We start from the raw sequence: 24,997 nt of genomic DNA on the forward strand, positions 1-24,997 counted from the left end.
ACGATGCTACCCGGGCGCAATTTTGTCCGGGCTATCCGTTTGCTATTGGCTTGTCGGTGCATAAAATATGCCGACATCCCGCCTCGGGGAGGAGGCGGGAACGCGCTGAGTAGACGGAGGGGTGCGGAGCGCGGTCGCGTCTCGACTGACGACGTTGCCCATCGACAAGCCTATTGTACTGCATGGCGTGGTTCTTGGTTTATCGTGTCGAACGCTTGTGTTGTGCCATTGCCAATAGCGACGGTGTGCTACACTCTTACACTGCTGAGTGGGCCAGACGGTCGCGCGATGTGCTGCTTGCAGCACGCGTGAGGAAAGTCCGGGCTCCAGAGGGCGGGATGCCGGCTAACGGCCGGGCGGAGTGATCCGACGGAAAGCGCCGCAGAAAAGAAGACTCCCACCTGCGCCGCAAGGCGTAAAGGGAAAAGCTGAAACGGTGGTGTAAGAGACCACCAGCGTCGTGGCAACACGGCGGCTTGGCAAGCCCCATCCGGAGCAAGCGCGAATAGGAACGCTATGGGCCGGCCCGGTCCGCGTTCGGGTAGCGTGCGTGGAGCTGCACGGTAACGTGCAGACAAGATAAATGACCGTTCACGACAGAACCCGGCTTACAAGCCCACTCAGCACTTTGTTGACGCTGCGACGTCGTCAGCTGGCCGATTTGGCGCTCATTCGTCGGTCGCCGCCATAAGGCGTGCTCCCTCCTCTTTCGGGCCAAATCGACTCAGCTGACGCCGTCTCGCTGTTTTTGTCTGATCATCGGCGGTTCCGTTCTTAGCGTCTCGCTGTAATTGCCTGGTCATCGGCGCTTCCATTCTTTTTACTGGGGTTTTCGGTACGGGCTTTGCCGTATTATTGAGGCTGTTTGTTGCTTTGCTTGTGTTTGAGGGGCTTTGTTGGACAGCTATTTTACTCTGCAATCGAATATTGAGACTTCGGGCGAGTTTGTGGACCGCAAGAGCCGGTTTATCGCCCAGCTGGTCCATATTGAGTCCGAGGATGAGGCGAATGCCTTTATCGAGATGGTTCGCAAGCGTCATTACGATGCCCGGCATAATGTTCCCGCGTGGATTTTGGTCGACGGGCGCGAGCGCCAGAGCGATGATGGCGAGCCGAGCCGCACGAGCGGTATGCCGACGCTCGAGGTGCTGCGCGGCGCGGGGCTCAAAAATGTTTGCTGCGTAGTGACGCGCTATTTTGGTGGCACGCTGTTGGGGCCTGGTGGTTTGGTACGCGCCTATACCGCGGCGACGCAGGCGGCGGTGGCCACGGCTCAGGAGGCCGGGCAGATCGTCGAGATGACAAGTGTCGTGCCGGTTGACGTGCATGTGGCCTATCCGCAGTATGAGCAGGTGCTTCGCTTGGCGCAGGATTGTGGTGCCAAGGTTTCGGACACCGATTACGCGGACGCCGTGACGATTCATTTGGTGTTTAAGGCGGGGGAGCAGGAGCCATTTTGCGCTAAGATGCGCGAGCTTATGGCGGGTCGCGAGCAAATCGAGGTCGGCGCTCCAGAATTTGCCGAGTTCTAACGGCGACGGCCGGCGTGCTTTTGGATGGATCCCAAGCGCGCCGGCCGTCGTTTTCTGTTGCCGCAGTTTACTCGGCGAGCTGCTTTAGCACATCACAGGCGATCTCGACGGCATCGTCGATGCAGCCGGGGCAGCTGCGGAGCGGACCCTTATCCGATCCGACGCCCTTGAGCGTGCCGCAGACGGTCGTCGTGTTCTTCTCGCCAAAACGTTTGGCGATCTCGCGCGACAGTTTGTAGGTCTGGCCCTTGGTCTTGGGGTTTTCCATGCAGTCGCTCATCACGAAGCCCATGATGGCCACGGCGCCCGAGATGGCGCCGCAGGTTTCGGTCATGCCGCCCATGCCGGCGCCAAAGCCCTCGGTGAGGTTAAAGGCAATCTGGGGATCGAGGCCGACGGCTGGTGCGAGCGTACAGGCGACGGCCTGGGCACAGTTAAAGCCACGGGTGTGGTATTCGGCAGCCTGAGCCTGGCAGGCGGTGGTGTCGAGCTGGGTCGTATCGATGTGCTTCATCGTTGTCTCCTTGTTTGTGGTGTACCCGCCTATGGTACCCTTGCCGACGCATTCGTTCATCGAGAGCTTTATGCATACCTCACCGTTTTTCTGTCGGACAAATACTAAAGATGTGGGGCGAATGAGCCCGATGCTTCTGTCCAATAACCTACCTTGCGGATGGGTTGAGAGGGGTGCGGGGTAGCGGTATCGTGAACCGAATAAAATGTAACCCAGGCAAGGGAGCTAAATATGAGCGAGCAGACCATCGGTACCACGTGTGTTCAGGGCGGCTATCGCCCGGGCGATGCGGAGCCGCGCCAGGTGCCCATCTACCAGTCCACCACGTGGAAGTACGACACGTCCGAGCACATGGGCAAGCTGTTTGACCTGGAGGAGTCGGGCTACTTCTACAGCCGCCTGCAGAACCCCACGTGCGATCTGGTCGCTGCCAAGATCTGCGAGATGGAGGGCGGCACTGCCGCGATGCTCACGAGCTCGGGCATGGCTGCGAACTTCCTCGCGATCTTTAACGTGGCCGGTGCCGGCGATCACGTGGTCGCAAGCTCTGCCATCTACGGCGGTACCTACAACCTGCTCGCCCACACCATGGGTCGTATGGGTGTCACCTGCACCTTTGTTGCCCCCGACTGCACCGACGAGGAGCTCGAGGCAGCCTTCCGGCCCAACACCAAGCTCGTCTTTGGCGAGACGATCGCTAATCCCGCCCTCGCCGTGCTCGATATTGAGCGCTTTGCCAAGGCCGCGCATGACCACGGCGTGCCGCTGATGGTCGACAACACCTTCCCGACGCCCGTGATGTGCCGTCCCTTTGAGTGGGACGCCGACATCGTTACGCACTCCACCACCAAGTACATGGACGGTCACGCGGCCTACCTGGGCGGTGTGATTGTCGATCACGGTCAGTTTGACTGGATGGCCCATGCTGACAAGTTCCCGGGTCTCACCACGCCCGATGAGAGCTACCATGGCGTGACCTATGCCGAGAAGTTCGGTCGCGAGGGTGCCTTCATCACCAAGGCTACCGCGCAGCTCATGCGTGACCTTGGCCCCATGCAGAACCCGCAGGCGGCCTTCTTCCTGAACAGCTCGCTCGAGAGCCTGCATGTGCGCATGCCGCGTCATTGTGAGAACGGCCTGGCCGTTGCCAAGTTCCTGCAGAGCCATCCCAAGGTACGCTTTGTGAGCTATCCGGGCCTGGAGGGCGATAAGTACTATGACCTGGCTCAGAAGTACATGCCCAACGGTACTTGTGGCGTCGTGAGCTTTGGCTTTAACGGTGGTCGCGCGGCGGCCGAGACCTTTATGAAGAGCCTCAAGCTCGCCCAGATCGCCACGCATGTGGCCGACGCCCGCACTTGCTGCCTGCATCCTGCTAACGCCACGCATCGTCAGATGAACGATGAGGAGCTCATCGCCTGTGGCATCTCCGCCGACATGGTGCGCCTGTCGTGCGGCCTCGAGGACACGGCCGATCTGATTGCCGACCTTGAGCAGGCGCTCGAGCAGTGCTAGGCTAGCGTTCGCATAAGTCGCCGATGCCGACAGGGGGCTTCGGTGACCTTTACGTTCCGATTCCGTAGGCGGGACCCCAATCGCGGCTGTTTACAGGCGATTGGGGCCCCGTTTTTTTGCGTTGGGCCACTCGAAAGGATGGATATGGAGAAAACCGCAGAGCAGCTGCGCCGCGAGCACATCGCCCTAGAGGGCGACACCCATGGCAAGAACAAATGGGCGATTCTGTTTACCGTGCTCATCATGACGTTTATGGCGTGTCTGGATTCGACCGTCGTGACCGTGGCACTGCCCGTGATGCAAAAGGAGCTGGGCGTGGGCCTCGATCGCATTCAGCTGGTGAGCTCGGTGTATCTGCTTGCGACGTGCGTGGCCATGTTGCCGTTTGGTCGTTTGGGCGACGTGCGCGGCAAAGTGGGCGTGTTCCAGCTGGGTGTCATCGTTTTTACGCTCGGCTCGCTGCTGTGTGGCCTTTCGGCCTCGCTCGAGGTTCTTATTCTGGCGCGCATCGTTCAGGGCGTCGGTTGCGCAGCGGCCATGGCAAACAACATGGGTATCATCACCGAGTCGTTTCCGGCGCGCGAGCGCGGTCGTGCCATGGGTATCCTCGCGACTTTCGTGGCCCTCGGCATGATGTGTGGTCCCGTGCTAGGCGGCATGCTGGTGGCAAGCTTTCCCTGGGAGAGCATCTTCCTCATCAACCTGCCCATTGGCGTCATCTCGTTTATCGTGGGGCTTTACACACTGCCGCATGTTAAGCCGGAGGCCGGCGAGCGCCCCATGTCGCTGGCGGAGGCCGCGCGTCGCTGCTTTGCGAGTTCGGCTTTTACGATTAACTTGGCATGCATGCTTATTGTGTTTATCGGCATCGGTGCATCTGAGTTTGTGCTGCCGTTCTATTTCCAGGATGCCCATGGCTTTAGCTCCGATATTTCCGGACTGCTCTTTTTGGCGCTGCCGATGGTGAATGCCTTTATCGGGCCGCTTTCGGGTACGGTTTCGGACCGTGTTGGCTGCGAGGGTCCCACGGCGGTCGGCCTGGGTGTGTACGTATGCGGTCTCTTTGCGGTAAGCACGCTCGACGAGCACTCCTCCATCCCTGTGATCGTGTGCTGTGTCGCGTTTATGTCGTGCGGCACGTCGATTTTCCAGAGCCCCAATAACTCGCTGTATATGGGCTCGGCTCCGCGCGAGGCACTCGGTTTTGCGGGCAGCTTGGGCAGTTTGGCGCGCTATGCCGGCATGGCAGTGGGCATTACGGCGGCGTCGCATATCCTGTATGGGCAGATGAGCGTGGCGATGGGCGAGGCCGTGACCAGTTTCGTTGCAGGCCGTTCGGATGTGTTCTTATTCGGCTTTCGCTCGGTGTTCTACGTGCTCATGGCTGTGGCCGCTGTGGGCTTTGCGCTCGCCATGGTGCGTTTGGTGAAGATGCGCGCCCGCCATTAGCGTGTTGGGAGGCTGTCTGCCACGATTCGCGCCGTCCCAAAAAGACTGGTTTGTGGTGCGATGTGGCTTGTGGGACGGGCGGGGGTCGGTCCGTGGTAGACTATCGAACAACGTTTATTAATCGCGCGGTATCGTTGCCGCGAGAAGGGGTTGCGCCATGCAGGAGCTTGAGGATCGTATTCGCCATGACGGCATCGTAAAGGCCGGTAACGTCCTTAAGGTTGATGCCTTCCTCAACCACCAGTGCGACGTTGAGCTGTTCGATCACATGGGCGCTGAGTGGGCCCGTCTGTTCGAGGGCGTCGAGATCAACAAGATCCTGACGATCGAGGCTTCGGGCATTGGCATGGCCTGCATTGCAGCTCAGCATTTTGGCGGCGTGCCGGTGGTCTTTGCCAAGAAGGCCCAGTCCATTAACCTCGACGGCGAGCAGTATGCCACGACCATCTACTCCTTTACCAAGCAGAAGGAGTACCCGGTCATCGTGGGCAAGCGCTTCCTGTCCGAGGGCGATAAGGTCCTAATCATCGATGACTTCCTGGCCAACGGCTGCGCACTTGAGGGTCTTATTAAGATCTGTGAGGCCGCGGGTGCCGAGGTTGCTGGCATTGGCATTGCGGTGGAGAAAGGCTTCCAGGGCGGTGGCGATAAGCTCCGCGAGCGCGGCTTCCGCGTTGAGAGCCTAGCCCGTATCGCCGATATGGACTGCGATACCGGCGAGATCACCTTCGCCTAAGCGCGCAACACAAGCGATTGGTATGCGATGTGACAAAGGGACTTTCCCTTTGTCACATTTTTTATGAGGGGAGGTGTTGATATGGATGAGAACAAGATGGGATGGCGTGAGTATGCGCGCTATGCCGAGATGTCGGCCGAGGAGTTGGCGCGCGATTGCGAGGTGCAGGTGTTTCGCGCGACGGGTCCGGGCGGACAAGGCGTCAACACGACGGACTCGGCGGTGCGCATGAAGCATGGGCCCACGGGGATTGTCGTGACGGCGCGCGAGAGCCGTAGTCAGTTTCAGAATCGCAGCTGCTGTCTGCGTAAGCTGCGCGCTGAGCTTGAGCGTCGCGGGCGTCCACCGCGCCGTCGCGTCAAGACCAAAGTGCCACAGCGCTCTCGCCAGCGCAGGCTCAACGATAAGCACTTCAACGCGATTAAAAAGGCCAACCGTCGCAAGCCGGGCGGGGAGGAATGATCTTCTCAATAAGTTGCGGTGAAATAGGGACTGTTTTGCGGCTTTGGCTGCATAAACAGTCCCTATTTCACCGCAACTTAGGTGAAGCTAGCGGGTTGGGTGCCAGACCTCGAGGACGGCGGGAAGGATATCCACCTCGATGCGCGAGGCGACAATGGGCTCGCCGTCGGCCTGGATGGGGTAATCGGGCTGCTCGAAGGTGAGCTCGGCATGGCGGCAGCGGCGCATACGAACCGGCGGCAACTTGGTGTGGTGGCCGTCCTTGGCCGAAAGAAACATAGGCAGGGCAACGGCGCGGGGGACGGGGCCGCAGGCGTAGCAGACATCGAGTATGCCGTCGCAGGGGTCGGCATCGGGGCAGATGCGATAGCCCGAGCCATAGGTGGGGCCCAGCTGAATCGCCATGATAATCGCCCGCACGCGCTCGGCGGGCGCGCCGTCAAAGCTGACTTTCATGGGGTAGTTGCGATAGCGTAGGCCAAACTGCTCAAGGCCCGAGAGGGTGTAGAGCGGCGCGCCCGTCAAGCCGGTCTTTTTGCGCAGCTCGGTGGTGCTAAGGCCGATGGCAGCATCGATGCCGACCGAAAGCGTCTGGTCATAATACTCGACCGTCGCCTCGCCGCTACCGCTTGCAGGGCTCCATGAGCGAATGCGCCCGATGTCCTGACGTTGCAGCTCGCAGGTGAGCAGCGCGCCAAAATCCTTGCCGGAGAAATCGTCGATACCGAGCGTTTGGGCAAAATCGTTGCCGGAGCCCACGGGCAGGACGGCAAGGGCGGGGCGGGCGTCCTGCTTTTGCGTCATAAGCCCATTGACGACCTCGTGGATCACGCCGTCGCCGCCAAGAGCGATAACGGTGCGGTAGCCCTGGGCCTGTGCGGTAAGTTCCTTGGCATGCCCCATGCGCTCGGTCAGTACCAAGTCAAACTGGGATGAGCGCGCGGTCATGTCTAAAAAGCGCTGCAGGCGCTCAGCGACCTCGCGCGCCGCACCCGACTGGGCGGCTGGGTTGGCGATGATGAGCGTGCGACCAAAATCAGTTGCGTGCATGGGGCGACTCCCGGCGTATAACGTGACGGTGCGGTCGCGCTCGGGTCGAATTGCCCCCGATTGTGGCTGCACGGCGAATACTAACGTCTACTCTATCAGGTCGTTGTGGCGCTCGATAGCATCCGCTACCGTACCGCCCTCATCCACAATAAGCGAACGGCGCTTGGGTGAGATGATGCGCTGGGCGGGGTACACGCCGCGGTGTCCGCCGGTTAGGTAGCTGATAAAGGCCACGATGACAAAGAACCCGGCGGCTGTGCCGTGGAACAGGTCGATGGCCATCATGCAGGTGGTGATGGGCACGTTGAGGCCGGCGCAGAACACGCCGAGCATGCCGAGAGCCGCCAGAAAACTGGGGTCGAGCCCAGTAAGGCAACCGATCCAGCCACCGAGTGCCGCACCGATGCCAAACAGGGGCGTGACCTCGCCGCCTTGGAAGCCCGCGCCCAGGGTAAGCGCTGTGACGACCAACTTGATGACTGCGTCCGCCAGGGTGGTGTTGCCTGCAAATCCGGCGCCGGAAAGCCACGTGGAAAGGCCGGCGTAGTCCCAGGCGTCGAGGAGGGCATAGGCGGCCAAAACCACGAGTGTGCCTATAAGTGCGCGAATGAGGTAATTGGTGATAAAGCGACCGTACAGGTTCTTGACTGTTCGAACCGACCAGGCAAAGAGGCGTGCCGTCAGGCCGAAGATAATTGCGCTGATAACAACGATAACGACCGTTTTGGGCGTCATGTTGGGAACGTTGGCAATGACATTCGCTTCGTACTCGGTACCCAGGGCGAGTGATGTAAAGTAGCCGGTAAACGAGGCGACCAGGCAGTAGATGCCCGCGGTGTAGTCGATCTTGCCGATAAAGCACATCTCCATGCCAAAGAAAGCTCCGGCAAGGGGCGAACCGAATACGGCGCCAAAGGCCGACGAGATGCCGGCGAGCATGAGGTCGTGGTGGTCATGCTTTTTGAGGTGGGCAAGGTTCGAGATGTTGCTGGCGATGGTGCCGCCAATCTGCACCGCGGCTCCCTCGCGACCGGCCGATCCGCCCGTTAGGTGCGTGAGCGTGGAACAGACGAAGGTGAGGACGGCCATGCGCATATGGATGAGACGTGTGCCCAGAGCGGAGTCGATGACCAGGTTGTTGCCACGCTTGGCGGCGAGGCCGTGGTTTTTGTACACCCATGCGGTGGCAACGCCCACAACGGGGAGCAGCGCGTAAATCCACTCATGGTGCTCGCGATAGTCGGTCGCGATATTCAGCGAGGCCAAAAACGCCCAAGCGGCAACGCCCATGGCGAGCGAGACGATAACTACGAGCACGAGCAGCTTGGCGCTTGCGAGTAGGTTGCGGGCGTTGCGGCGCGTGTCGGCAGCCAAGAGATGCTCGGAGCGGGTGAGCTGTTGCCTGCCTGCCATGATGACGTCGTTAAGGGAGAAAAGGCCGCCGTCGTCGAGCGGCTGGGAATGATCCTGCGCCTCGTTTGCGCTTTCGGGTTTGTCGGTAAAAGCCATACGTTCCTCTTTTTGGGTTGCAACACGAGCATTATAAAACGCGGTAAACGCGACGAGCCGGTGGGTTAGTTTCCATTCTGTTTCGTGGCTTGCAACCGACAGGTGTATTTGCGGGTGCAGGCCGAGTCGCGGTCGTGCGTCGGGGGATTATACTGAGACAAGCATAAAGAATCGGCGTTCCCGTTGTGCGCCGTGGCATTAAGAGGTGCATATGGCTGAGAAACTCATTCCGTTGGAGGACGCACAGGCGATCGTCTTGTCGCACGTGAATCGCACCGAAGTTGTCGAGATTCCCGTGTGGCAGGCCGCCGGTCTTCCCTTGGCAGAGGACGCGGTGGCCGATATCGACATTTCGCCGTTTGCCAACAGCGCTATGGACGGATATGCCGTGCGCTCGGCGGACTTGGCGCAGGCATCTGGCGAGGCGCCGGTGACGTTCGACGTTGTCGGACACGAGGCCGCGGGCCATGTCTTTGAGGGCGCAATCGGCGCGGGTGAGACGGTCCGCATCATGACGGGCGCGCCGGTACCCGAAGGTGCCGATGCCGTGGTGAAATACGAGATCGTCGAGGTGCTTGACGGCGACGGCAACGAGGGCTCGCACGTGAGCTTCTCGGCGCCTGCCAAGGTAGGGGAGAACGTTCGCTCTGCCGCCGAGGAGGCCCATGTCGGCGATGTTGTGATGCACGCCGGCGAGGTTGTGGCCCCGGCCGGCGCTGGCCTGCTGGCGAGCGCCGGGTATGCGAGCGTGAAGGTGCATGCCGCGCCGCGTGTGGGCATTATCTCGCTGGGTACGGAGCTGGTCGCGCCGGGTGAGCTGCCGGCGCGCGGGCAGATTCGCGACTCCAACTCGTCGGCGTTGATGGCCGAGGCACTCGATGCCGGCGCCGAGCCGGTGTTCTTTGGCATCGCTCCCGATGATGAGCAGGCAATCGCCGAGCTCGTGCATCGCGCCGTGCAGGAGTGCGATTTTGTCATTACGAGCGGCGGTGCCTCGGCGGGCGATTACGACTATGTGACGGCGCTCGTCCGGCGCGAGGGCGAGGTGCTCTTCGACCGCATCTCGATGCGTCCCGGCAAAGCCATCACGTTTGGCCTGCTTGGGGGCAAGCCGTATTTGGGGCTTTCGGGCAATCCCGCGGCGGCGTATGTGGGCTTTGAGATGCTCGCCCGCCCCGCGATCCGCAAGATGCGCGGCTTTGCCGAGGGTACGCGTCCCGTGCAGCAGGCGACGCTCACGCACGGCGTGAAAAAGCGACAGCATCGCCGCTTCTTCGATCGCGCCACGGTTTTGCGCGACCCCGAGACCGGTGAGCTGTTGGTGACCGAGGCCAAGACGCAGAATTCGGCGCTGCTCGGCACAATGCAGCGGGCTAACTGCCTGTTGCGTGTTGACGAAGGACCGTGCGACCTCAAGGTGGGCGATGTCGTGGACGTTGTTCGCGTCGACCTGCCCGAGGGCGCCGTGTTGTAGGAGGAATGCTATGGAGCTGAAGATATCGATCGTGACGTGCTCGGATACGCGCGATCTTGCCCAGGACGAGGCTGGAGCCGCACTCGAGGAACTTATCGAGGCGCAGGGCTGGACGGTCGCCTCGCATGTGGTCGTGCGCGACGACGTCAGCGAGATCGGTGATGCCATTGTGGAAGCCGCCGATGAGTGCCACGCCAATGTCGTGCTCACCTGCGGCGGCACGGGGCTTTCGATGCGCGATGTGACGCCCGAGGCGACGCGTGCCGTCTGCGAGCGCGATGTGCCGGGTATTGCAGAGGCAATCCGTGCGTACTCCATGACCAAGACGCGCCGCGCTATGCTCTCGCGCGCTATTTGCATGCAACGAGGTCATACACTTGTCGTAAACTTTCCCGGTTCTACGAAGGCCGCCCGCGAAAGCTGGGAGGCCGTGAGCGATCAGCTGGAGCATGCGGCTCAGATGACAGCGGGCGGCGGACATACCAACTAAGCGGTTTACCTGCGGCGGAGCGACCTGAACGGCTGCTCCGCCTTTTATTTGCGCCCAAGGGGACGGCATTCTGTAGGCATGCTTGAAACTATATTCTCAGACGAGAATAATTTCTCATAATCATTATTCGCATCGAAGTATAATCAAATTACAGAATAAAGCCCGCGGTGGGGTACCCGGGCACAAGGTACGAAAGGGTTGAACATGTTCGATATGGTTTCTCGCCGCGGATTCGTCTCACTCTCCGCTGTCGCCGCTGCCGGCCTTGGGCTTGCCGGCTGCTCCGGCAACAAGGAGCCTGAGGCGACCGGCTCCGATGCCGGCTCCGCCAAGGCCTCTTCCAAGAAGGAAACCGTCGAGCTGCAGGTCTTTGCCGCCAACTCGCTCGAGAAGGCCCTGCCCGAGGTTCAGAAGCTCTACACCGAGCAGACCGGTACCACCTTTGCCGACACGCAGTTTAAGGCCTCCGGCGACCTCGTTGAGCAGATGCGTGCCGGTGCCACGGTCGACGTGCTCATCACCGCTTCCAAGGGCACCATGGATGACGCTGAGACCGTCGAGCTCGTCGATGCCGACACCCGTGAGGATATGTTCGTCAACGATCTTGTGATCATTCGCGCCGAGGGCTCCGACACCAAGGTCGAGGCCATCGCCGACGTCGCGAATCTGGGCGGCAAGATCGCCATTGGCGACGCCAAGACCGTTCCCGCCGGCAAGTACGCCAACCAGGCGCTGGCTTCTGTGGGCCTCTATACCGGCACCGAGGGCGACGACGGCGAGTATGCGCCCGAGATCGCCGACAAGGTCGCACTGGCAGACAAAGTTGGTACCGCCGCCGCCTATGTGTCCACAGGCGACTGCGTTGCCGGTTTTGTCTACAGCTCTGACATCTACCGCTACAACGGCATCGAGGACGCCTTCGTGTGCCCCGAGGACTCGCACAAGCCCATCGTGTATCCCGGTGCTGTCGCCGATAGCTCCGAGCATGCCGACGAGGCTAAGGCGTTCATCGACTTTTGCCTGTCCAACAAGAAGGCTCAGAAGATTTGGGCTAAGTACGGCTTTGAGCTTTCCGCGTAGTGCGGCTTGGCGCGATAATTCCATCGTTTTGTGTTTCACTCCGTCCTTGTATTCGCTTGGAGCTTTTCGTGCTTAATAGATTCCGCATGCTTGTCGCCTGTGCTTTGACCTTCGCGCTTTGCTGGGTGCCGGGATTTGCGTTTGCTGGGGACGCTGAGGACGGGGCCCAGGTTGCTGCGACCGCTCATGGGTTTTCCTATGGGATCGAGGGTTTTGAGCGGTTGGCCAAGGGGACCGCTCGTGCTATGGAGGGCCAGCCTAAGGGCTACCGGTTTCCCGTTGACGAGGACGTGGACCTTGTAGTGGCGGCTGCTGCCGATCGCGTTGTGGTGTGGATATCGCCCAAGGCGGCCGAGAAGTATGGATTGGATCCGCAGGACAACGAGTGCGTATCGGGTCTCAAGGCCCTCGTCTGTGAGCTCGACAGCGCAAACTCCATGGGAGGTGCGCAGCTAGGGGACGTTGATCTTCCTTGGTATGTTACGGCGGAAACAACGTTTGATGCCGGCGGGTATACCTATGGCTTTGATGTGCGTGGTGCGGATGGGGACCGCTATGTGGTGATTGCATCGGCCTCGGGTGATGCCAAGGGCGGCGCGCGTTGGCTTGATAGTGCTCAAATGGTAGAAGCATCGTCTGTCGTATTGCGGGATGAGCAGGGGCCCTTGACCTCTCTGGCCTCCTTTTTAGGCGGCATCGACTACCGCCCGTTTTGGGTGTCCATTAAAACGAGCGGCCTTGCCCTGCTGATTTCCTTTGCACTGGGCCTGTTTGCCGCGTGGAAGACTATGGGTACCTCGAGTCGCATCAAGGGCCTGCTCGATTCGGTCTTTACGATTCCTATGGTGCTGCCGCCCACGGTCTGCGGCTTTCTGCTCCTCATGCTGTTTGGCCGCTCGACCGGTGTCGGCCAGTGGCTGATCGCGCACGGCATCTCGATCGTTTTTACCTGGCCCGCAGCGGTCATTTCGGCCGTCGTTGTGTCGTTTCCGCTGGTCTACCGCACGGCGCTCGGAGCCTTCGAGAGCCTCGACACGCAGATGCTCGACGCCGCACGAACCCTGGGATGGTCCGAGCGTCGCATCTTTACCAAGCTTATGATGCCGCTTGGCTGGCCTTCGATTGCCGCCGGCGCGGTGCTTGCCTTCGCGCGTGCCATGGGCGAGTTTGGCTGCACCCTGTTCTTTGCGGGCAACTACGCCGGCATTACCCAGACCATCCCCATCGCCATCTACTTTGAGTGGATGGGCGGCAACACGTCGGTGGCCCTCTTTTGGGTCGCCGTCGTGATCGTGTTCAGTTTCCTGGTCATCCTGTTCATCAATATGTACACGGCGCATTCGCAAAAGTACCGCGGGCGCGGCCTGTCCCGCGCGGAGCGCAAGCAGGCCAAGCAGCTGGGCAGCCAGGCCGATTCGCTCGACCCAGTGGGCGGCGATGCGCTGCGTATCGATCGCGAGGCGCTGGCCGAGCTTATGCGCGATGGCGCGGTCGCAAAGGGAGGTCGATAAGCCATGTCGCTCGTTCTGGATATCAAAAAGCGCTATCCGGGCTTTACCCTCGACATTCAGCTCGATGCCGGCGAGGAGCGTGTGGCGCTGCTGGGCGCCTCGGGTTGCGGCAAGAGCTGCACGTTGCGCTGCATTGCCGGCGTGGGGACACCCGACGAGGGCGAGATCGTCGTCAACGGCGTGACCTTTTTTGACTCGGCGGCGGGTATCAACCTGTCGCCCCAGGAGCGAAAATGCGCCCTGCTGTTCCAAAACTATCAGCTGTTTCCCAACATGACGGTGGCCGATAACGTTTGCGCCGGTGTTAAGGATGCGGGTGACGCCGCCGCGCGCAAAAAGCTCGCCGAGCGCTATCTGGGCATTTTCGGTCTGGCCGATTTTGCCGACCGCTACCCCGCGCGCCTCTCGGGCGGTCAGCAGCAACGCGTGGCGCTTGCGCGCATGGTGGCGGCGCATCCGGGCATTTTTATGTTCGACGAGCCCATGAGCGCGCTCGATTCCTATCTTAAGAGCGCGCTCGAACAGAACATGCTCGACCTGTTCGATGTGTGCAACCGTACCGTGCTCTACGTGAGCCACGACATCGACGAAGCGTGCCGTCTGTGCGAGCGCATTTGTGTGATGCACGACGGGCATATGGAGGAGATCGGCTCCGTCGAGGACGTGGTCCGCCGGCCGCAAACCTTGGCTGCGCTGCGCCTGACGGGCTGCAAGAATACGAGCCGCGCGCGCAAGATCGGCGACGAAGAAGTTGAGGCCCTCGACTGGGGCATGACCTTCAACGTGGGCCGTGAGGTTCCCGATAACGTGGCGTACCTGGGTATTCGTGCGAGCTACTTCCATGTGGACAACCGTGTTGAGCGGGGTCGCAACAGCTACGACCTGCATGTGGCCCGCGTGAGCGATTCACGTTTTGAGCGCCTGGTGCTGCTGGACGTGCCGCGCGCCGACGCGCCGACGCGCCTGCAGTGGAAGGTCAACAAAGTGCGCATGCCTGTCGACGAGCTGCCGCAAGCAGGCGAGACGCTGCGCATGCATTTTGATGCCAGCAGGATCCATTTGGTTTGTCGATAGCGCCGGGTAATGCCGTCGGGGAATATAAGCCTCGGCGGCTTTGTTTTTGCCGTTCGCCGAATGAGGAATGACAAACTCTTATCAATTAAGATAATTATTTATTAAACGACGGCACACGACGCTGTCGTACGAATGTCAACGGTGTTCGCATGGTCGATGACCGTTGGTATAGTTGACCTCAACTTGTAAAGGAGGGTGCGCACATGCCGCAGACGACATACATTCGCCGCGTTGCCGCGCGTGCCCTATATATCGCTCGGAGCCGCATATGAGCAGGTATGTTCACGGCTCCGGGAGAGACGACGCACAATTAAATAGTCAACCGCAAAGCAGGTTCCCCAAAATTCCGGGTTTGAGCACGGCAGGGCAATCGCCGCCCGTCGTGCATCGATACCGCTGTTATCCGTTTTTGGTTCGAGAGGGGAACCGCCATGGCTGAAGAATTCGATTTCCATCCGATGTGGGAGAGCCTCGGCATGAATCTTGCCGACCACGACATGCTGCTGGGCGCCGTGGGCCAGATGTACGGCGATATGTTCTTGACGCAGAACAATCGCCCCAAGTCCACGTCCTACCTGGACTTTGTGGCCACCAACATCCACAGCGGCCGTATTAAGGAGATGCTCGACAAGAAGGAGGCCGGCGAGGCCACCAAGATCGTCGGTTCGTTCTGCGTGTACGTGCCCGAGGAGATTGTGCTCGCCTGCGACGGTATTCCCGTGGGCCTGTGCTCGGGTGCCGATTGGGCAACCGATAAGGTCGAGGAGCATCTGCCGCGCAACACCTGCCCGCTTATCAAGAGCTTTGCCGGCTTTAAGCTGGGCGAGGTCTGCCCCTACATTGAGTCGAGTGACTTGGTGGTAGGCGAGAACACCTGCGATGGCAAGAAGAAGGCCTACGAGTTTTTTGCCACGCAAAAGAACATGTACGTCATGGATATTCCCAACGTACACGACGAGTCGACGCTCGTGACCTGGAAGGCCGAGGTCAAGAAGCTCGCCGCCAAGATCGAGGAAGAGTGCGGCGTCACGATTACGCCTGAGCGTCTGAAGGCCGCCATCCACGCCGTCAATGAGAAGCGTCGCGCCCTGCAGCGCCTCGCTGCCACGCGCGCTGCCGACCCTGCGCCCATCAGCGGTCTTGACAGCCTGCTGACCGTTCAGGCCGCCTTTATGGACGACACGCCACGTCTGACCGGAGCCATTAACGATATGGCGGCCGAGTGTGAGCAGCGTGTCGAGGTCGGCGAGGGCGTGGCGCCCAAGGGGACTAAGCGCATCCTGTACACCGGTACGCCCATGGCCGTGCCCAACTGGAAGCTGTTCAACCTCATCGAGAAAGCCGGTGGCATTGTGGTAGGCGAGGAGTCCTGCACGGGCTCGCGCTATTACAAGGACCTGGTCGACGAGTCCGGTGAGACGGTCGACGAGATGCTCGATGCCATCGCCGAGCGCTACTTTAAGATCAACTGCGCCGTCTTTACGCCCAACGACCAGCGTATGAAGGACATTGTCCAGATGGCCAAGGACCTGCATGCCGACGGCATCGTCGACGTGGCCCTGCAGTTCTGCACGCTCTATGAGATGGAGTCCTTCGCCGTGGAGAAGGCCGCCGAGGAGGCGGGCATTCCGTTCATGCACATCACGACCGACTACGCCGGCGAGGACGCAGGCCAATTGCAGACGCGCATCGAAGCTTTCTTGGAAACCATTTAGGGCTATACGTTCCGGCGGCTTCCCCAGGTACCCGATCTTGCCGTTCAAACCGTCGCTTGCGTACCAAAGTGCGCGGAGCTGCTCTTTCACGGCAACCTCGGGCGCCTGGGAAAGCCGTTTCCTTGGTTGGTTAAAAGGTTTAGGAGTTATATGTCGGAAAATATTGAGCAGTCGTTGCCCAGCACGTTTGAGGAGTTCAACGAGCAGCGCAAGGCCGCGTTTATTCGCGTCAAGGATTATAAACAGGCCGGCAATCGCCTGGTCGGCTTTTTGTGCAGCTATACGCCGCTCGAGATTATCGATGCCGCGGGGGCCGCAAGTGTCGCTCTGTGCGGTACGTCCGATGAGGTGATCCCCGAGGCCGAGAAGGTACTGCCCGCGAACCTCTGCCCGCTCATCAAGTCGACCTACGGCTTTGCCTACTCGCAAAAGTGCCCGTTTACGTACTTTAGCGACATGATCATCGGCGAGACCACCTGCGACGGCAAGAAGAAGATGTACGAGCTGCTGGGGGGGCTCAAGCGCACGCACATTCTGCACCTGCCGCAGGGTCGCGATCGCGCCTACGAGCGTGAAAGCTGGTACGAGGAGTGCCGCCTACTCAAGGAGGAGCTCGAGAACTTCTACGGCATCACGATTACCGACGATGACCTGCGCGCCGCCGTCCGTCGTCGCAACCGTTTGCGTGCGGCCCAGCTCGAGATGTTTGCGCTGCAGGCTAACCAGCCGGCGGCCATGAGCGGCGTCGACCTGATGAGCACCATGTTTGCCGGTACGTTCAGCTTTGATATCGAGGCCTATACGCAGCAGCTGGAGCAAAAGGTTGCCAAGCTGCGCGAGACCTACGACGCGGGCGAGCGCCCGGTTGCGGCGGATGCCAAGCGCATTCTGATCACTGGCTGCCCGGTGGGCGGCGTGATCAACAAGATCGGCCGTACTATCGAGTCCAACGGCGGTGTGGTCGTGTGCATGGACGACTGCTCGGGCGAGCGCACGGCGGCCATGATGATCGACCCGGAGGCTCCCGATATCCTGCGCGCCATCGCCGACCGCTACCTGGATATCAACTGCTCGGTCATGACGCCCAACGACGGTCGTATGGAAAACACGCTGGCCATGCGCGAGAAGTATCACGTCGATGGGGTAGTGGAGAACGTGCTCCAGGCGTGCCATACCTTTAACGTGGAGAGCGCACGCATGCAGGAAGCTGTCGAGGGTGCGGGCATTCCGTACATGAAGATTGAGACCGACTACAGCAACGGCGACATGGGCCAAATCGAGACCCGCATCGCCGCCTTTATCGAAACCCTCTGACATCTGAGGCGCCCGACCTTCCGGCTCCAACCCTCCTCGCGTACCTTGAGTACGCTTCGTCGGGCTTGTCGCTCGGAATCTCGGGCACCTCAGACGCCAGAGGGCCGTTGTTGCAGCAGTGTCTGATCGTTTGATTTTCTTGCTGATTAGGAGAGAGCCATGATAGGGATCGGGATCGATATCGGGTCTACGGCGGCTAAGGCTGCCGTGGTCGATGGGGAGGGTTCGGTGGCGTGGACGTGCGTGCAGCCCACCGGGTTCTCCTCGGTCGATGCTTCCGAGCGGCTGCGCGAGGCACTGGCAGCGGCCGGCTATGACGTGTGCGCCGACGATGTTCGCGTGGTCGCGACTGGCTACGGCCGTGTCGCGGTGCCCTATGCCAACAAGGTAGTGACCGAGATCACCTGCCATGGTGCCGGTGCGGTCCGCCTGTTTGGCGAGCAGGGCACGGTGATCGACGTGGGCGGCCAGGATACCAAGGTCATCCAACTCAAGGGCGGCCGCGTGGCAAAGTTCGCCATGAACGACAAGTGTGCCGCCGGCACGGGGCGCTTTCTGGAGATCATGGCCGACCGCCTGGGCATTTCCCAGCAGCAGATGGCCGACCTGGCGCGTTCCGGCGAGCCCACCAAGATCAGCAGCATGTGCACGGTGTTTGCCGAAAGCGAGGTCATCAGCCTGATCGGTCGCGGTGAGCCGCGCGAGAACATTGCGCGTGGCGTGATCGACAGCGTGGTCTCGCGCGTGGCGACCATGGCCGGGCAGGCCGCGGGCGCCCCGTACTACCTGACCGGTGGCCTGTGCGAGAACGCCTTCGTGGTGGAGCGGTTGGGCGAGCTACTGGGGTCGCCGGTGACCACCTCGCCCCAGGCTCGCTTTGCCGGAGCGATCGGCGCGGCTGTCCGCGCCGCCGCCTTGGCCTAGGGGTGTACCGCGACATGCGCATCCTCAATATCTCGGCACAAAAACCAGATAGCACTGGCAGCGGCACCTACCTTGCCGCGCTCGTACGCGAGCAGATCGAGACGGGGCATCGCGCCGCCGTGCTTTGCGGCGCGGCACCGGGTGATACCCAAGGCGAGCTGGACCGGCGTGCTGCCGTGTTTGCCGTACCGTTCGAGTCGCCCGAGCTGCCGTTTCCCATCTGTGGCATGTCCGATGTCATGCCCTATCCCTCCACACGCTATCGTGATCTGACGCCTTCGATGCTCAAGGCATTTGAGCGGGCATTTGCTGCTGCAATCGATCGAGCGGTGACTGAGTTTCGGCCCGATCTGGTGCTCTGCCATCACCTGTATCTGGTGACCGCATTGGCGCGCGAGTGCGTCCGAGGCGTGCCGGTTGTTGCCGTGTGTCATTCGACCGACCTGCGCCAGCTGCGTTCGCATACGCTCGAACGCGATCGCATCGTAAGTGCGGTTCGTCGGCTCGATGCCGTCTTTGCGCTCCATGCTGAGCAGGCTGAGCAGATTGACCTGGTGTGCGGCGTCGATGCCGATCGCATCCACGTGATTGGGACGGGCTACGACCATCGCGTCTTCTGCCGCGATGCAAGCGTAGCGAGGCAGCCGGGATCGCTTGTGTACGTGGGCAAGATTTGCTTTAAAAAGGGCGTCGAGTCGCTGGTTCGAGCTGTGTCATTGCCGATTGACGATGGCGTCCGCCCATCTGGCTTGGTACTTGTGGGCGGCCGCGGGGACGATGCCGAGTACGCGCGTATCGAGCGCTTGACCGCGGTCTCGGATGTGCCGGTGACGCTGGCGGGGCGCCTGGATAGCGATGGGCTCGTGCGTGCCTACCGCAGTTCCGACGTCTTTGTGCTGCCTTCGTTTTACGAGGGTCTGCCGCTCGTGACGATCGAGGCCCTCGCGTGCGGCTGCAAAGTTGTGGCGACCGATTTGCCCGGCGTTCGTCCCTGGATGGAGGCGATGCTTCCCGGTGCTCCCGTGACGTGGGTGGCGTCGCCGCGTATGACGGATGTCGACACGCCCGTGGCGGCCGACCTTCCGTTGTTTGAGCGCGCACTGGCAGATGCTATCGCGCAGGCGCTTGCGGCGCCGCTTTCGACGTTCGAGCCGTCGGCGGTCTCTTGGGAAGCGTGCCTGGCGCGTATACTTAAAGTCGTTGATTTGTTGGAAGGGGGTTCGTATGGCTAAGGACACCATGAGGCTCACGTCCATGACGGCCGCGAGCGGTTGAGCCGCTAAGTTGGCTCCTGGAGCCCTCGCCCAGGTCTTGGGCGACTTACCCAATGTGCATAACGACAACCTGCTCGTGGGGTTCGATACCTCCGACGATGCGAGCGTCTTTCGCGTTGGCGACAACTTGGGTCTCGTGCAGTCCATCGACTTCTTCCCGCCGATGGTCGATGACCCGTTTCTGTTTGGCCAGATTGCCGCGGCCAACTCGCTGTCGGACATCTACGCTATGGGCGGGCGGCCGAGTCATGCCATGAACCTGCTCTGCATACCCAGCTGCCTGGGTGTTGAGGCTGCTGGCCAGATTCTGGCGGGTGGCGCCGACAAGTGCGTCGAGGCGGGCTGCGCCATCGCGGGTGGCCACACCATCAACGACGACGAGCCCAAGTACGGCCTGTCCGTGAGCGGTTTTGTGCCACTCGACCGCATGCTCGCCAACAGCGGCGCGCGCGTGGGCGATGTTCTGCTGCTGACCAAGGCGATCGGCTCGGGCATCATCACCACGGCCATTAAGGGCGAGCTTATCGAGCAGGATGAGGCCTGTCCGATGTGGAACTCGATGCGCACCCTCAACGAGGCCCCGATTCGCCTGGCCGAGGGACTCGAACTTCACGGCTGTACCGACGTCACGGGCTTTGGCCTGATTGGGCATGCGTGCGAGATGGCCGAGGGCTCGGGCGTGCAGATTGAGCTTGCATCGGGGGCGGTGCCGCTCTTTGACCAGGTGCTCGACATGGCGCGTCTTGGCATTATCCCCGCCGGCGCCTACCGCAACCAGGACTTCTTTGGCCCGCGCGTGGCGGCCGACGATGACCTGGAGCCGGGCATGCTGGATGCGCTGTACGATCCGCAGACCTCGGGTGGCCTGCTCATCGCGGCGCCTGCTTCCGATGTGGATGAGCTTGCGTGCCGTCTGCATAACGAGGATCGTATCGCTGCCGTTATCGGTCGCGTGTTCGAGGTAGCGCCGGGTGGTCCTGCCGTTCGCGTTGTGCGTTAAGAAAAACTGTCTATGCGACCGCCCGTCTATCCGGGCGGTCTCTTTCGAAAGGATGTAGCTATGTCTACTAAGATTGAAGTCAACGCCATGGGCGATGCCTGCCCGCTGCCCGTCGTCAAGACGCTCAAGGCGCTCAAGCAGCTCGATGGTGAGGGCGTTGTCGTGACCTCGGTCGATAACGAGACCGCCGTCAAGAACATCTCCAAGATGGCGCAGGAGAAGGGCTGCACGGCCTCGGTCGAGAAGATCTCGGACGCCGAGTGGCACGTGACCGTCACGACCGCGGGTGCCGTGGCCGTTGCGGACCCCGAGCAGGATGGCGCTGCCTTCTGTGATGCCAGCGCCGGCAAGGGTGGGCTCGTCATTTCCGTCTACACCGACTGCATGGGCCGTGGCGACGACGAGCTGGGCCACAAGCTCATGAAGGCGTTTATCTTTGCCGTGACGCAGCAGGAGGAGCTGCCCGCGACCATGCTGTTCTACAACGGCGGCGCCAAGCTTACCGTCGAGGGCTCGCCGGTGCTCGATGACCTGAAGGGCCTGGCGGAGCAGGGTGTCGAGATTCTCACCTGCGGCACCTGCCTCGATCACTTTGGCATTAAGGATCAGCTCGCGGTGGGTGAGGTCACGAACATGTACGTGATCGTGGAGAAGATGGAGCAGGCCGTGCGCGTCGTGCGCCCGTAGCGTATTGGTTGGAGTTGCCATGAGGGAGAAGCGCCCGGCGCTTGTCATCACGTTTCCCACCACGGCGGCCGCCATGGGCTGCGAGACCCTATGCATCGAGCGCGGCCTTCCCGGGCGAACGATTCCCGTGCCCGGGGAGGTCGCTGCCGGCTGCGGTCTGGCGTGGAAGGCGTTGCCTGCCGATGAGGAACTGCTGCGCGCCGAGCTTGCCGCAGCGGGCATTCCCACCGAGGGCTATACCGTGATTGATATGTGGGAGGTCGTGCGATGATCTATCTGGATAACGCGGCGACGACCATGCACAAGCCGCAGACGGTCATCGATGCCGTGACGCAGGCGATGTGCTCGCTCGGCAATGCCGGGCGCGGCGCCACGTCGGGTGCCCTCGATGCCGCTCGTACGATTCACGCTTGCCGTGCCAAGCTCGCGCGCCTTTTGGGTTGCCCGAGGGCGGACCATGTGTGCTTTACGCCCAACTCCACGGCGGCGCTCAACACCGCCATCAACGGGGTGGTGCGTCCCGGCGACCATGTGGTCACAACGGTGCTCGAGCACAACTCCGTGCTGCGTCCGCTCAACCGCCTGGCGGCAGAGCAGGGTGTGACGGTTGAGCATGCGGGTTGCGACGCGAACGGCGCGCTCGACTACGACGAGCTCGAGCGGCTAGTCACGCCCGGTACGCGTGCCGTGGTGGTGACGCACGCCTCAAATGTGACCGGCAACGCGGTCGACATTGCGCGCGTGGCGGCCATGGCCCATGCGGCCGGTGCGCTGGTGATCGTCGATGCCTCTCAGTCTGCCGGCACGGCGCGTATCGATATGCATGCCATGGGGCTCGACATTGTGTGCTTTACCGGCCACAAGGGGCTCATGGGACCCCAAGGCACCGGCGGCCTGGCCGTGGCGGAGGGCATTGACGTGTCTCCGTGGGCCATGGGCGGCACGGGCGTGCACAGCTTTGACCCACTGCAGCCACTTGAGTGGCCCACGCGCCTGGAGGCGGGCACGCTCAACGGCCACGGCATCGCGGGACTTTCTGCCGGTCTCGACTTTATCGAGGCGCAAGGCGGGGTCGAGGCGATTACGGCGCATGAGCGCTCGCTTGCAGAGCGCTTCCTCGCCGGTGCTCGCGAAATCCCCGGCATTGCGCTCTACGGTGCGTTTGACCAGCCCGTGCGCTCGGCGATCGTCTCACTCAACGTGGGTGATATCGACTCGGCCGAGATCTCGGACGCGCTCATGCAAGGGTGGGGGATTGCGACGCGCCCCGGTGCCCATTGCGCTCCGCTCATGCACCGTGCGTTAGATACCGAGCGCCAGGGTGTCGTCCGCTTCTCGTTTGGGTATTTCAACACGACCGAAGAAGTCGACACGGCTATCGATGCTCTGCGCAATTTAGCCTGCTAAAGCTGCTGGACCGTTTATACTTGCGGGACGGGTATTTTGCCCGTCCCGTTTTTGTTTCGACCCGAAAGGTGTGCCTATGGCTTCATCCGCCCCGCGCGGTCTGCGTTCCGACCATGTCGTTACCGTCGGCATTGCGCTGTTCTCGATGCTCTTTGGCGCCGGTAACCTCATTATTCCGCCGCTGCTGGCGCTGCAGGCAGGTTCTGCCACGCCGGTTGCCATGATCGGCTTTTTGATTGCCGCTATCGGTCTGCCCGTTATGGGATTTATCGCCGTCGCGCTCGCTGGCACGGCCCGAGAGCTGGCCGGGCGTGTGCATCCTAAGTTTGGCGAATTCTTCGTTGCGGCGGTCTACCTGGCCATCGGTCCGTGCCTGGCCATTCCGCGCACAAGCTCTACGGCGTTCGAAATGCTGGTGCCGCTGCTACCCGAGGGCGTTTCGCTCGGCACGGCACGTCTGGTGTTTGCCATCGGGTTCTTCGTCGTCGCGTTTGCGCTCACGCTACGTCCAGGCGTCATCACGCGCGTGCTCGGCCGCATTACGGGCCCTGCGCTCATTGCGCTCATCGTGCTGGTCGTGGGTGCTGCCGTGATCTCGCCGCTGGGACCGGCTGCCGCGCCGCAGGCCCCTTACGATGCAGGCGCCGCTGTGCAGGGCTTTCTGACTGGCTATCAGACCATGGACCTGCTCGCGTCACTTGCCTTCGGCATCATCATCGCCGAGACCATCCACGAGCTGGGTGTTACCGATGACAAGCGCGTGGCCTTCGAGATCTCGCGTTCCGGTGTTATCGCCGGCGTGCTCATGGCCATCATCTACTGCGGCTTGGGCCTTGCCGGTATGCAGCTCGGCACCGTGATGCCCGACGCTACCAACGGCGCCGCCATCCTCGCCCGTTCGGCCTCCATGCATTTTGGGCTTGCCGGCACGGTCGTGGTCTTTGCGATCTTTTTCCTCGCCTGCATGAACGTGTGCATCGGCCTCATCAGCTGCTGCTCGCGTTACTTCTGCGAGACGTATGTGGTCGAAGGGGGAGCGGAGGCCTCCGAGGAGGCCATGCGCCGTCCCTTTGCGGTTCTCGCCTTTGTGTTCGCAGCGTTTTCGTGCGTGCTCTCCAACGTGGGTCTCGATGTGATCCTCATGTTCTCGGTGCCTATGCTCAACGCCTTGTATCCCGTTGCCATCGTGCTGGTACTGATGGGCCTGGTGCACGGCTTTTGCGACGCTCATCCGCAGGTGTGGGTCTGGGTTGGCGGTGTGGTTGCCGTGCAGAGCGTGATCACCTCGGTCCGCGACGCATTCTTTGCGGGCGCGTGGTTGCCGTTCGATGCGCTGCCGCTGGCGGATATCGGTGCCGCGTGGGCGCCGGTTGCCGTGGTGGCATTTGTGATCGGTCTGCTCCATAGTCGTTTTGTCGCACATTCGAGGAGCTAAGGCATCAATGCTTGCACAGGCGGGGAGTCTCCCCTATAATTTCCTTCGCTTTGGGACACGCAAGGTTTAGACCTTAGCTGCTCAACACCTTCGGGACGTGGCGCAGTTTGGTAGCGCGCCTGCTTTGGGAGCAGGATGTCGCAGGTTCAAATCCTGTCGTCCCGACCATATCTTGCGGGCGTAGTTCAATGGTAGAACCCCAGCCTTCCAAGCTGATGACGCGGGTTCGATTCCCGTCGCCCGCTCCATAAGATAGATGAATGGCTCTGGTTCCTTTTGGGACTAGAGCCATTTTCATATACATGCCGGGGACCCCACATCCCCTCCTAAGTTGCGGTGAAATAGTTCCTGGATTAGCCGCAAAAGCTGTTATCCAGGAACTATTTCACCGCAACTTATTGAGGCCGAGCGGCCTGGGTCGATGATGGGTTCTGTTGTCGAGAAGATGAGGGCAGCCTGTCAGGAGTCTGCGTAGGGTTTTGTGGTTGGTATACCGTAACCGCGCATCATGGAGCCGAACGCTTTGACATCGTAGGTGTCTGAGAGCTTGAAATGAATGACGTTGTGGCCCATGGCACGCAAGTTCGCGTCGCGCATGAGGGCAGCTCGATAGGTTTTTGCCGCAGTATGTTCCGGATCATTTTGGGCATCGTCCTCAAACTTGCCTAGTCCATGCAGCTCAGCCAGCATCCAAGAGCCGTTTGGCATCTGCCAGCCGTAATCTGCCAAATAATAGCCGGCGTTTCCCGGTCGAGTGATTTCAACCTGAAGTTCGGGAGCGGCAACTCCCGCCAGAATCGGTGACGCATAATTTCTTTCGCAAATTGACAACCGCATAGCGGAAC

Annotated in this window: 22 protein-coding genes, 2 tRNA genes, 1 other RNA gene and 1 pseudogene; 22 read left to right on the plus strand and 4 right to left on the minus strand. The window is 61.2% G+C overall.

The genetic code is table 11. From position 1 onward, the window contains the following. Window positions 1-265: 265 nt before the first annotated feature. Both rnpB and DXD24_RS07615 read left to right on the plus strand, forming a co-directional pair. Window positions 266-627: RNase P RNA component class A (gene rnpB, locus DXD24_RS07610), an RNA gene on the plus strand. Window positions 628-893: 266 nt separating this feature from the next. Further along, the gene (locus DXD24_RS07615) at window positions 894-1,532 is read left to right on the plus strand and encodes a YigZ family protein (protein ID WP_199407939.1); all 639 of its coding nucleotides are present in this window, start codon (window positions 894-896) and stop codon (window positions 1,530-1,532) included. A gap of 67 nt (window positions 1,533-1,599) precedes the next feature. Here DXD24_RS07615 and DXD24_RS07620 read toward each other — a convergent pair whose 3' ends face one another. Beyond that, window positions 1,600-2,046, minus strand: coding sequence for a C-GCAxxG-C-C family protein (locus DXD24_RS07620; protein WP_117647264.1), 447 nt, complete (start codon window positions 2,044-2,046; stop codon window positions 1,600-1,602). 231 nt (window positions 2,047-2,277) lie between these two features. On the opposite strand from DXD24_RS07620, the gene DXD24_RS07625 reads away from it, so the two are divergent. From DXD24_RS07625 to DXD24_RS07640, 4 genes and pseudogenes are all read left to right on the plus strand, one after another. After that, window positions 2,278-3,561, plus strand: a complete 1,284-nt coding sequence (locus DXD24_RS07625; RefSeq protein ID WP_117564967.1) for an O-acetylhomoserine aminocarboxypropyltransferase/cysteine synthase family protein — start codon at window positions 2,278-2,280, stop codon at window positions 3,559-3,561. A gap of 144 nt (window positions 3,562-3,705) precedes the next feature. Then, window positions 3,706-5,010, plus strand: a complete 1,305-nt coding sequence (locus DXD24_RS07630) for an MFS transporter (RefSeq protein WP_117564968.1) — start codon at window positions 3,706-3,708, stop codon at window positions 5,008-5,010. Window positions 5,011-5,167: 157 nt separating this feature from the next. After that, window positions 5,168-5,746: a xanthine phosphoribosyltransferase gene (locus DXD24_RS07635; protein ID WP_117564969.1), complete on the plus strand. Its 579-nt coding sequence runs from the start codon at window positions 5,168-5,170 to the stop codon at window positions 5,744-5,746. 153 nt (window positions 5,747-5,899) lie between these two features. Next, window positions 5,900-6,208, plus strand: a pseudogene (locus tag DXD24_RS07640) (peptide chain release factor-like protein); the annotation flags it as partial. An 87-nt stretch (window positions 6,209-6,295) separates the two neighbouring features. Here DXD24_RS07640 and DXD24_RS07645 read toward each other — a convergent pair. Together DXD24_RS07645 and DXD24_RS07650 are read right to left on the minus strand one after the other, a co-directional pair. Continuing rightward, window positions 6,296-7,258: a diacylglycerol kinase family protein gene (locus DXD24_RS07645; protein WP_117564970.1), complete on the minus strand. Its 963-nt coding sequence runs from the start codon at window positions 7,256-7,258 to the stop codon at window positions 6,296-6,298. 87 nt (window positions 7,259-7,345) lie between these two features. Next, window positions 7,346-8,767, minus strand: a complete 1,422-nt coding sequence (locus tag DXD24_RS07650; RefSeq protein WP_199407993.1) for a chloride channel protein — start codon at window positions 8,765-8,767, stop codon at window positions 7,346-7,348. A 211-nt stretch (window positions 8,768-8,978) separates the two neighbouring features. Here DXD24_RS07650 and glp point away from each other — a divergent pair, with 211 nt between their 5' ends. The 16 genes from glp (at window position 8,979) to DXD24_RS07730 (ending at window position 24,400) form a co-directional block, all read left to right on the plus strand. Then, the gene (gene glp, locus DXD24_RS07655) at window positions 8,979-10,241 is read left to right on the plus strand and encodes a gephyrin-like molybdotransferase Glp (protein ID WP_117646488.1); all 1,263 of its coding nucleotides are present in this window, start codon (window positions 8,979-8,981) and stop codon (window positions 10,239-10,241) included. A 10-nt stretch (window positions 10,242-10,251) separates the two neighbouring features. Continuing rightward, the gene (locus DXD24_RS07660) at window positions 10,252-10,731 is read left to right on the plus strand and encodes a molybdenum cofactor biosynthesis protein B (protein WP_117646489.1); all 480 of its coding nucleotides are present in this window, start codon (window positions 10,252-10,254) and stop codon (window positions 10,729-10,731) included. 204 nt (window positions 10,732-10,935) lie between these two features. Continuing rightward, window positions 10,936-11,811: a molybdate ABC transporter substrate-binding protein gene (gene modA / locus DXD24_RS07665; protein WP_117646490.1), complete on the plus strand. Its 876-nt coding sequence runs from the start codon at window positions 10,936-10,938 to the stop codon at window positions 11,809-11,811. Between the two features lie 245 nt (window positions 11,812-12,056). Continuing rightward, window positions 12,057-13,322, plus strand: coding sequence for a molybdate ABC transporter permease subunit (gene modB / locus DXD24_RS07670; protein ID WP_233502360.1), 1,266 nt, complete (start codon window positions 12,057-12,059; stop codon window positions 13,320-13,322). Window positions 13,323-13,325: 3 nt separating this feature from the next. Next, window positions 13,326-14,396 (plus strand): sulfate/molybdate ABC transporter ATP-binding protein, encoded by a 1,071-nt coding sequence (locus DXD24_RS07675; protein ID WP_117646492.1) that lies wholly within the window; start codon window positions 13,326-13,328, stop codon window positions 14,394-14,396. Between the two features lie 431 nt (window positions 14,397-14,827). Beyond that, window positions 14,828-16,111 (plus strand): double-cubane-cluster-containing anaerobic reductase, encoded by a 1,284-nt coding sequence (locus DXD24_RS07680; RefSeq protein WP_117646493.1) that lies wholly within the window; start codon window positions 14,828-14,830, stop codon window positions 16,109-16,111. A gap of 150 nt (window positions 16,112-16,261) precedes the next feature. Further along, window positions 16,262-17,425 carry a double-cubane-cluster-containing anaerobic reductase gene (locus DXD24_RS07685; protein ID WP_117646494.1) on the plus strand — a complete coding sequence of 388 codons (1,164 nt, stop codon included), beginning with the start codon at window positions 16,262-16,264 and terminating at the stop codon, window positions 17,423-17,425. 159 nt (window positions 17,426-17,584) lie between these two features. After that, the gene (locus DXD24_RS07690; protein WP_117564978.1) at window positions 17,585-18,349 is read left to right on the plus strand and encodes an acyl-CoA dehydratase activase; all 765 of its coding nucleotides are present in this window, start codon (window positions 17,585-17,587) and stop codon (window positions 18,347-18,349) included. 14 nt (window positions 18,350-18,363) lie between these two features. Continuing rightward, the gene (locus DXD24_RS07695; RefSeq protein WP_117564979.1) at window positions 18,364-19,581 is read left to right on the plus strand and encodes a glycosyltransferase family 4 protein; all 1,218 of its coding nucleotides are present in this window, start codon (window positions 18,364-18,366) and stop codon (window positions 19,579-19,581) included. After that, window positions 19,574-20,623, plus strand: coding sequence for a selenide, water dikinase SelD (selD, locus tag DXD24_RS07700; protein ID WP_117564980.1), 1,050 nt, complete (start codon window positions 19,574-19,576; stop codon window positions 20,621-20,623). The genes DXD24_RS07695 and selD overlap by 8 nt, the downstream gene beginning before the upstream one ends. 60 nt (window positions 20,624-20,683) lie before the next feature. Then, window positions 20,684-21,310 carry a sulfurtransferase-like selenium metabolism protein YedF gene (gene yedF / locus DXD24_RS07705; protein WP_117564981.1) on the plus strand — a complete coding sequence of 209 codons (627 nt, stop codon included), beginning with the start codon at window positions 20,684-20,686 and terminating at the stop codon, window positions 21,308-21,310. 19 nt (window positions 21,311-21,329) lie between these two features. After that, a complete protein-coding gene (locus tag DXD24_RS07710) occupies window positions 21,330-21,581 on the plus strand; it encodes a DUF3343 domain-containing protein (RefSeq protein WP_117564982.1) in 252 nt (83 codons plus the stop codon). Beyond that, on the plus strand, window positions 21,578-22,717 hold the full coding sequence (locus DXD24_RS07715; RefSeq protein WP_117564983.1) for an aminotransferase class V-fold PLP-dependent enzyme: 1,140 nt from the start codon (window positions 21,578-21,580) through the stop codon (window positions 22,715-22,717). Before DXD24_RS07710 ends, DXD24_RS07715 begins: the two co-directional genes overlap by 4 nt. A gap of 76 nt (window positions 22,718-22,793) precedes the next feature. Next, window positions 22,794-24,152, plus strand: a complete 1,359-nt coding sequence (brnQ, locus tag DXD24_RS07720; RefSeq protein WP_117564984.1) for a branched-chain amino acid transport system II carrier protein — start codon at window positions 22,794-22,796, stop codon at window positions 24,150-24,152. Between the two features lie 91 nt (window positions 24,153-24,243). Next, window positions 24,244-24,320 (plus strand) — tRNA-Pro (locus DXD24_RS07725). 6 nt (window positions 24,321-24,326) lie between these two features. Next, window positions 24,327-24,400: transfer RNA gene (locus DXD24_RS07730), tRNA-Gly, on the plus strand. Window positions 24,401-24,611: 211 nt separating this feature from the next. Here the strand turns inward: DXD24_RS07730 and DXD24_RS10120 are convergent. Further along, the coding region (locus DXD24_RS10120) for a hypothetical protein (RefSeq protein WP_158548977.1) at window positions 24,612-24,997 on the minus strand (386 nt) is incomplete at its 5' end.

The sequence above is a fragment of the Collinsella sp. TF12-2AT genome, assembly GCF_003436735.1.
Classification (GTDB): domain Bacteria; phylum Actinomycetota; class Coriobacteriia; order Coriobacteriales; family Coriobacteriaceae; genus Collinsella.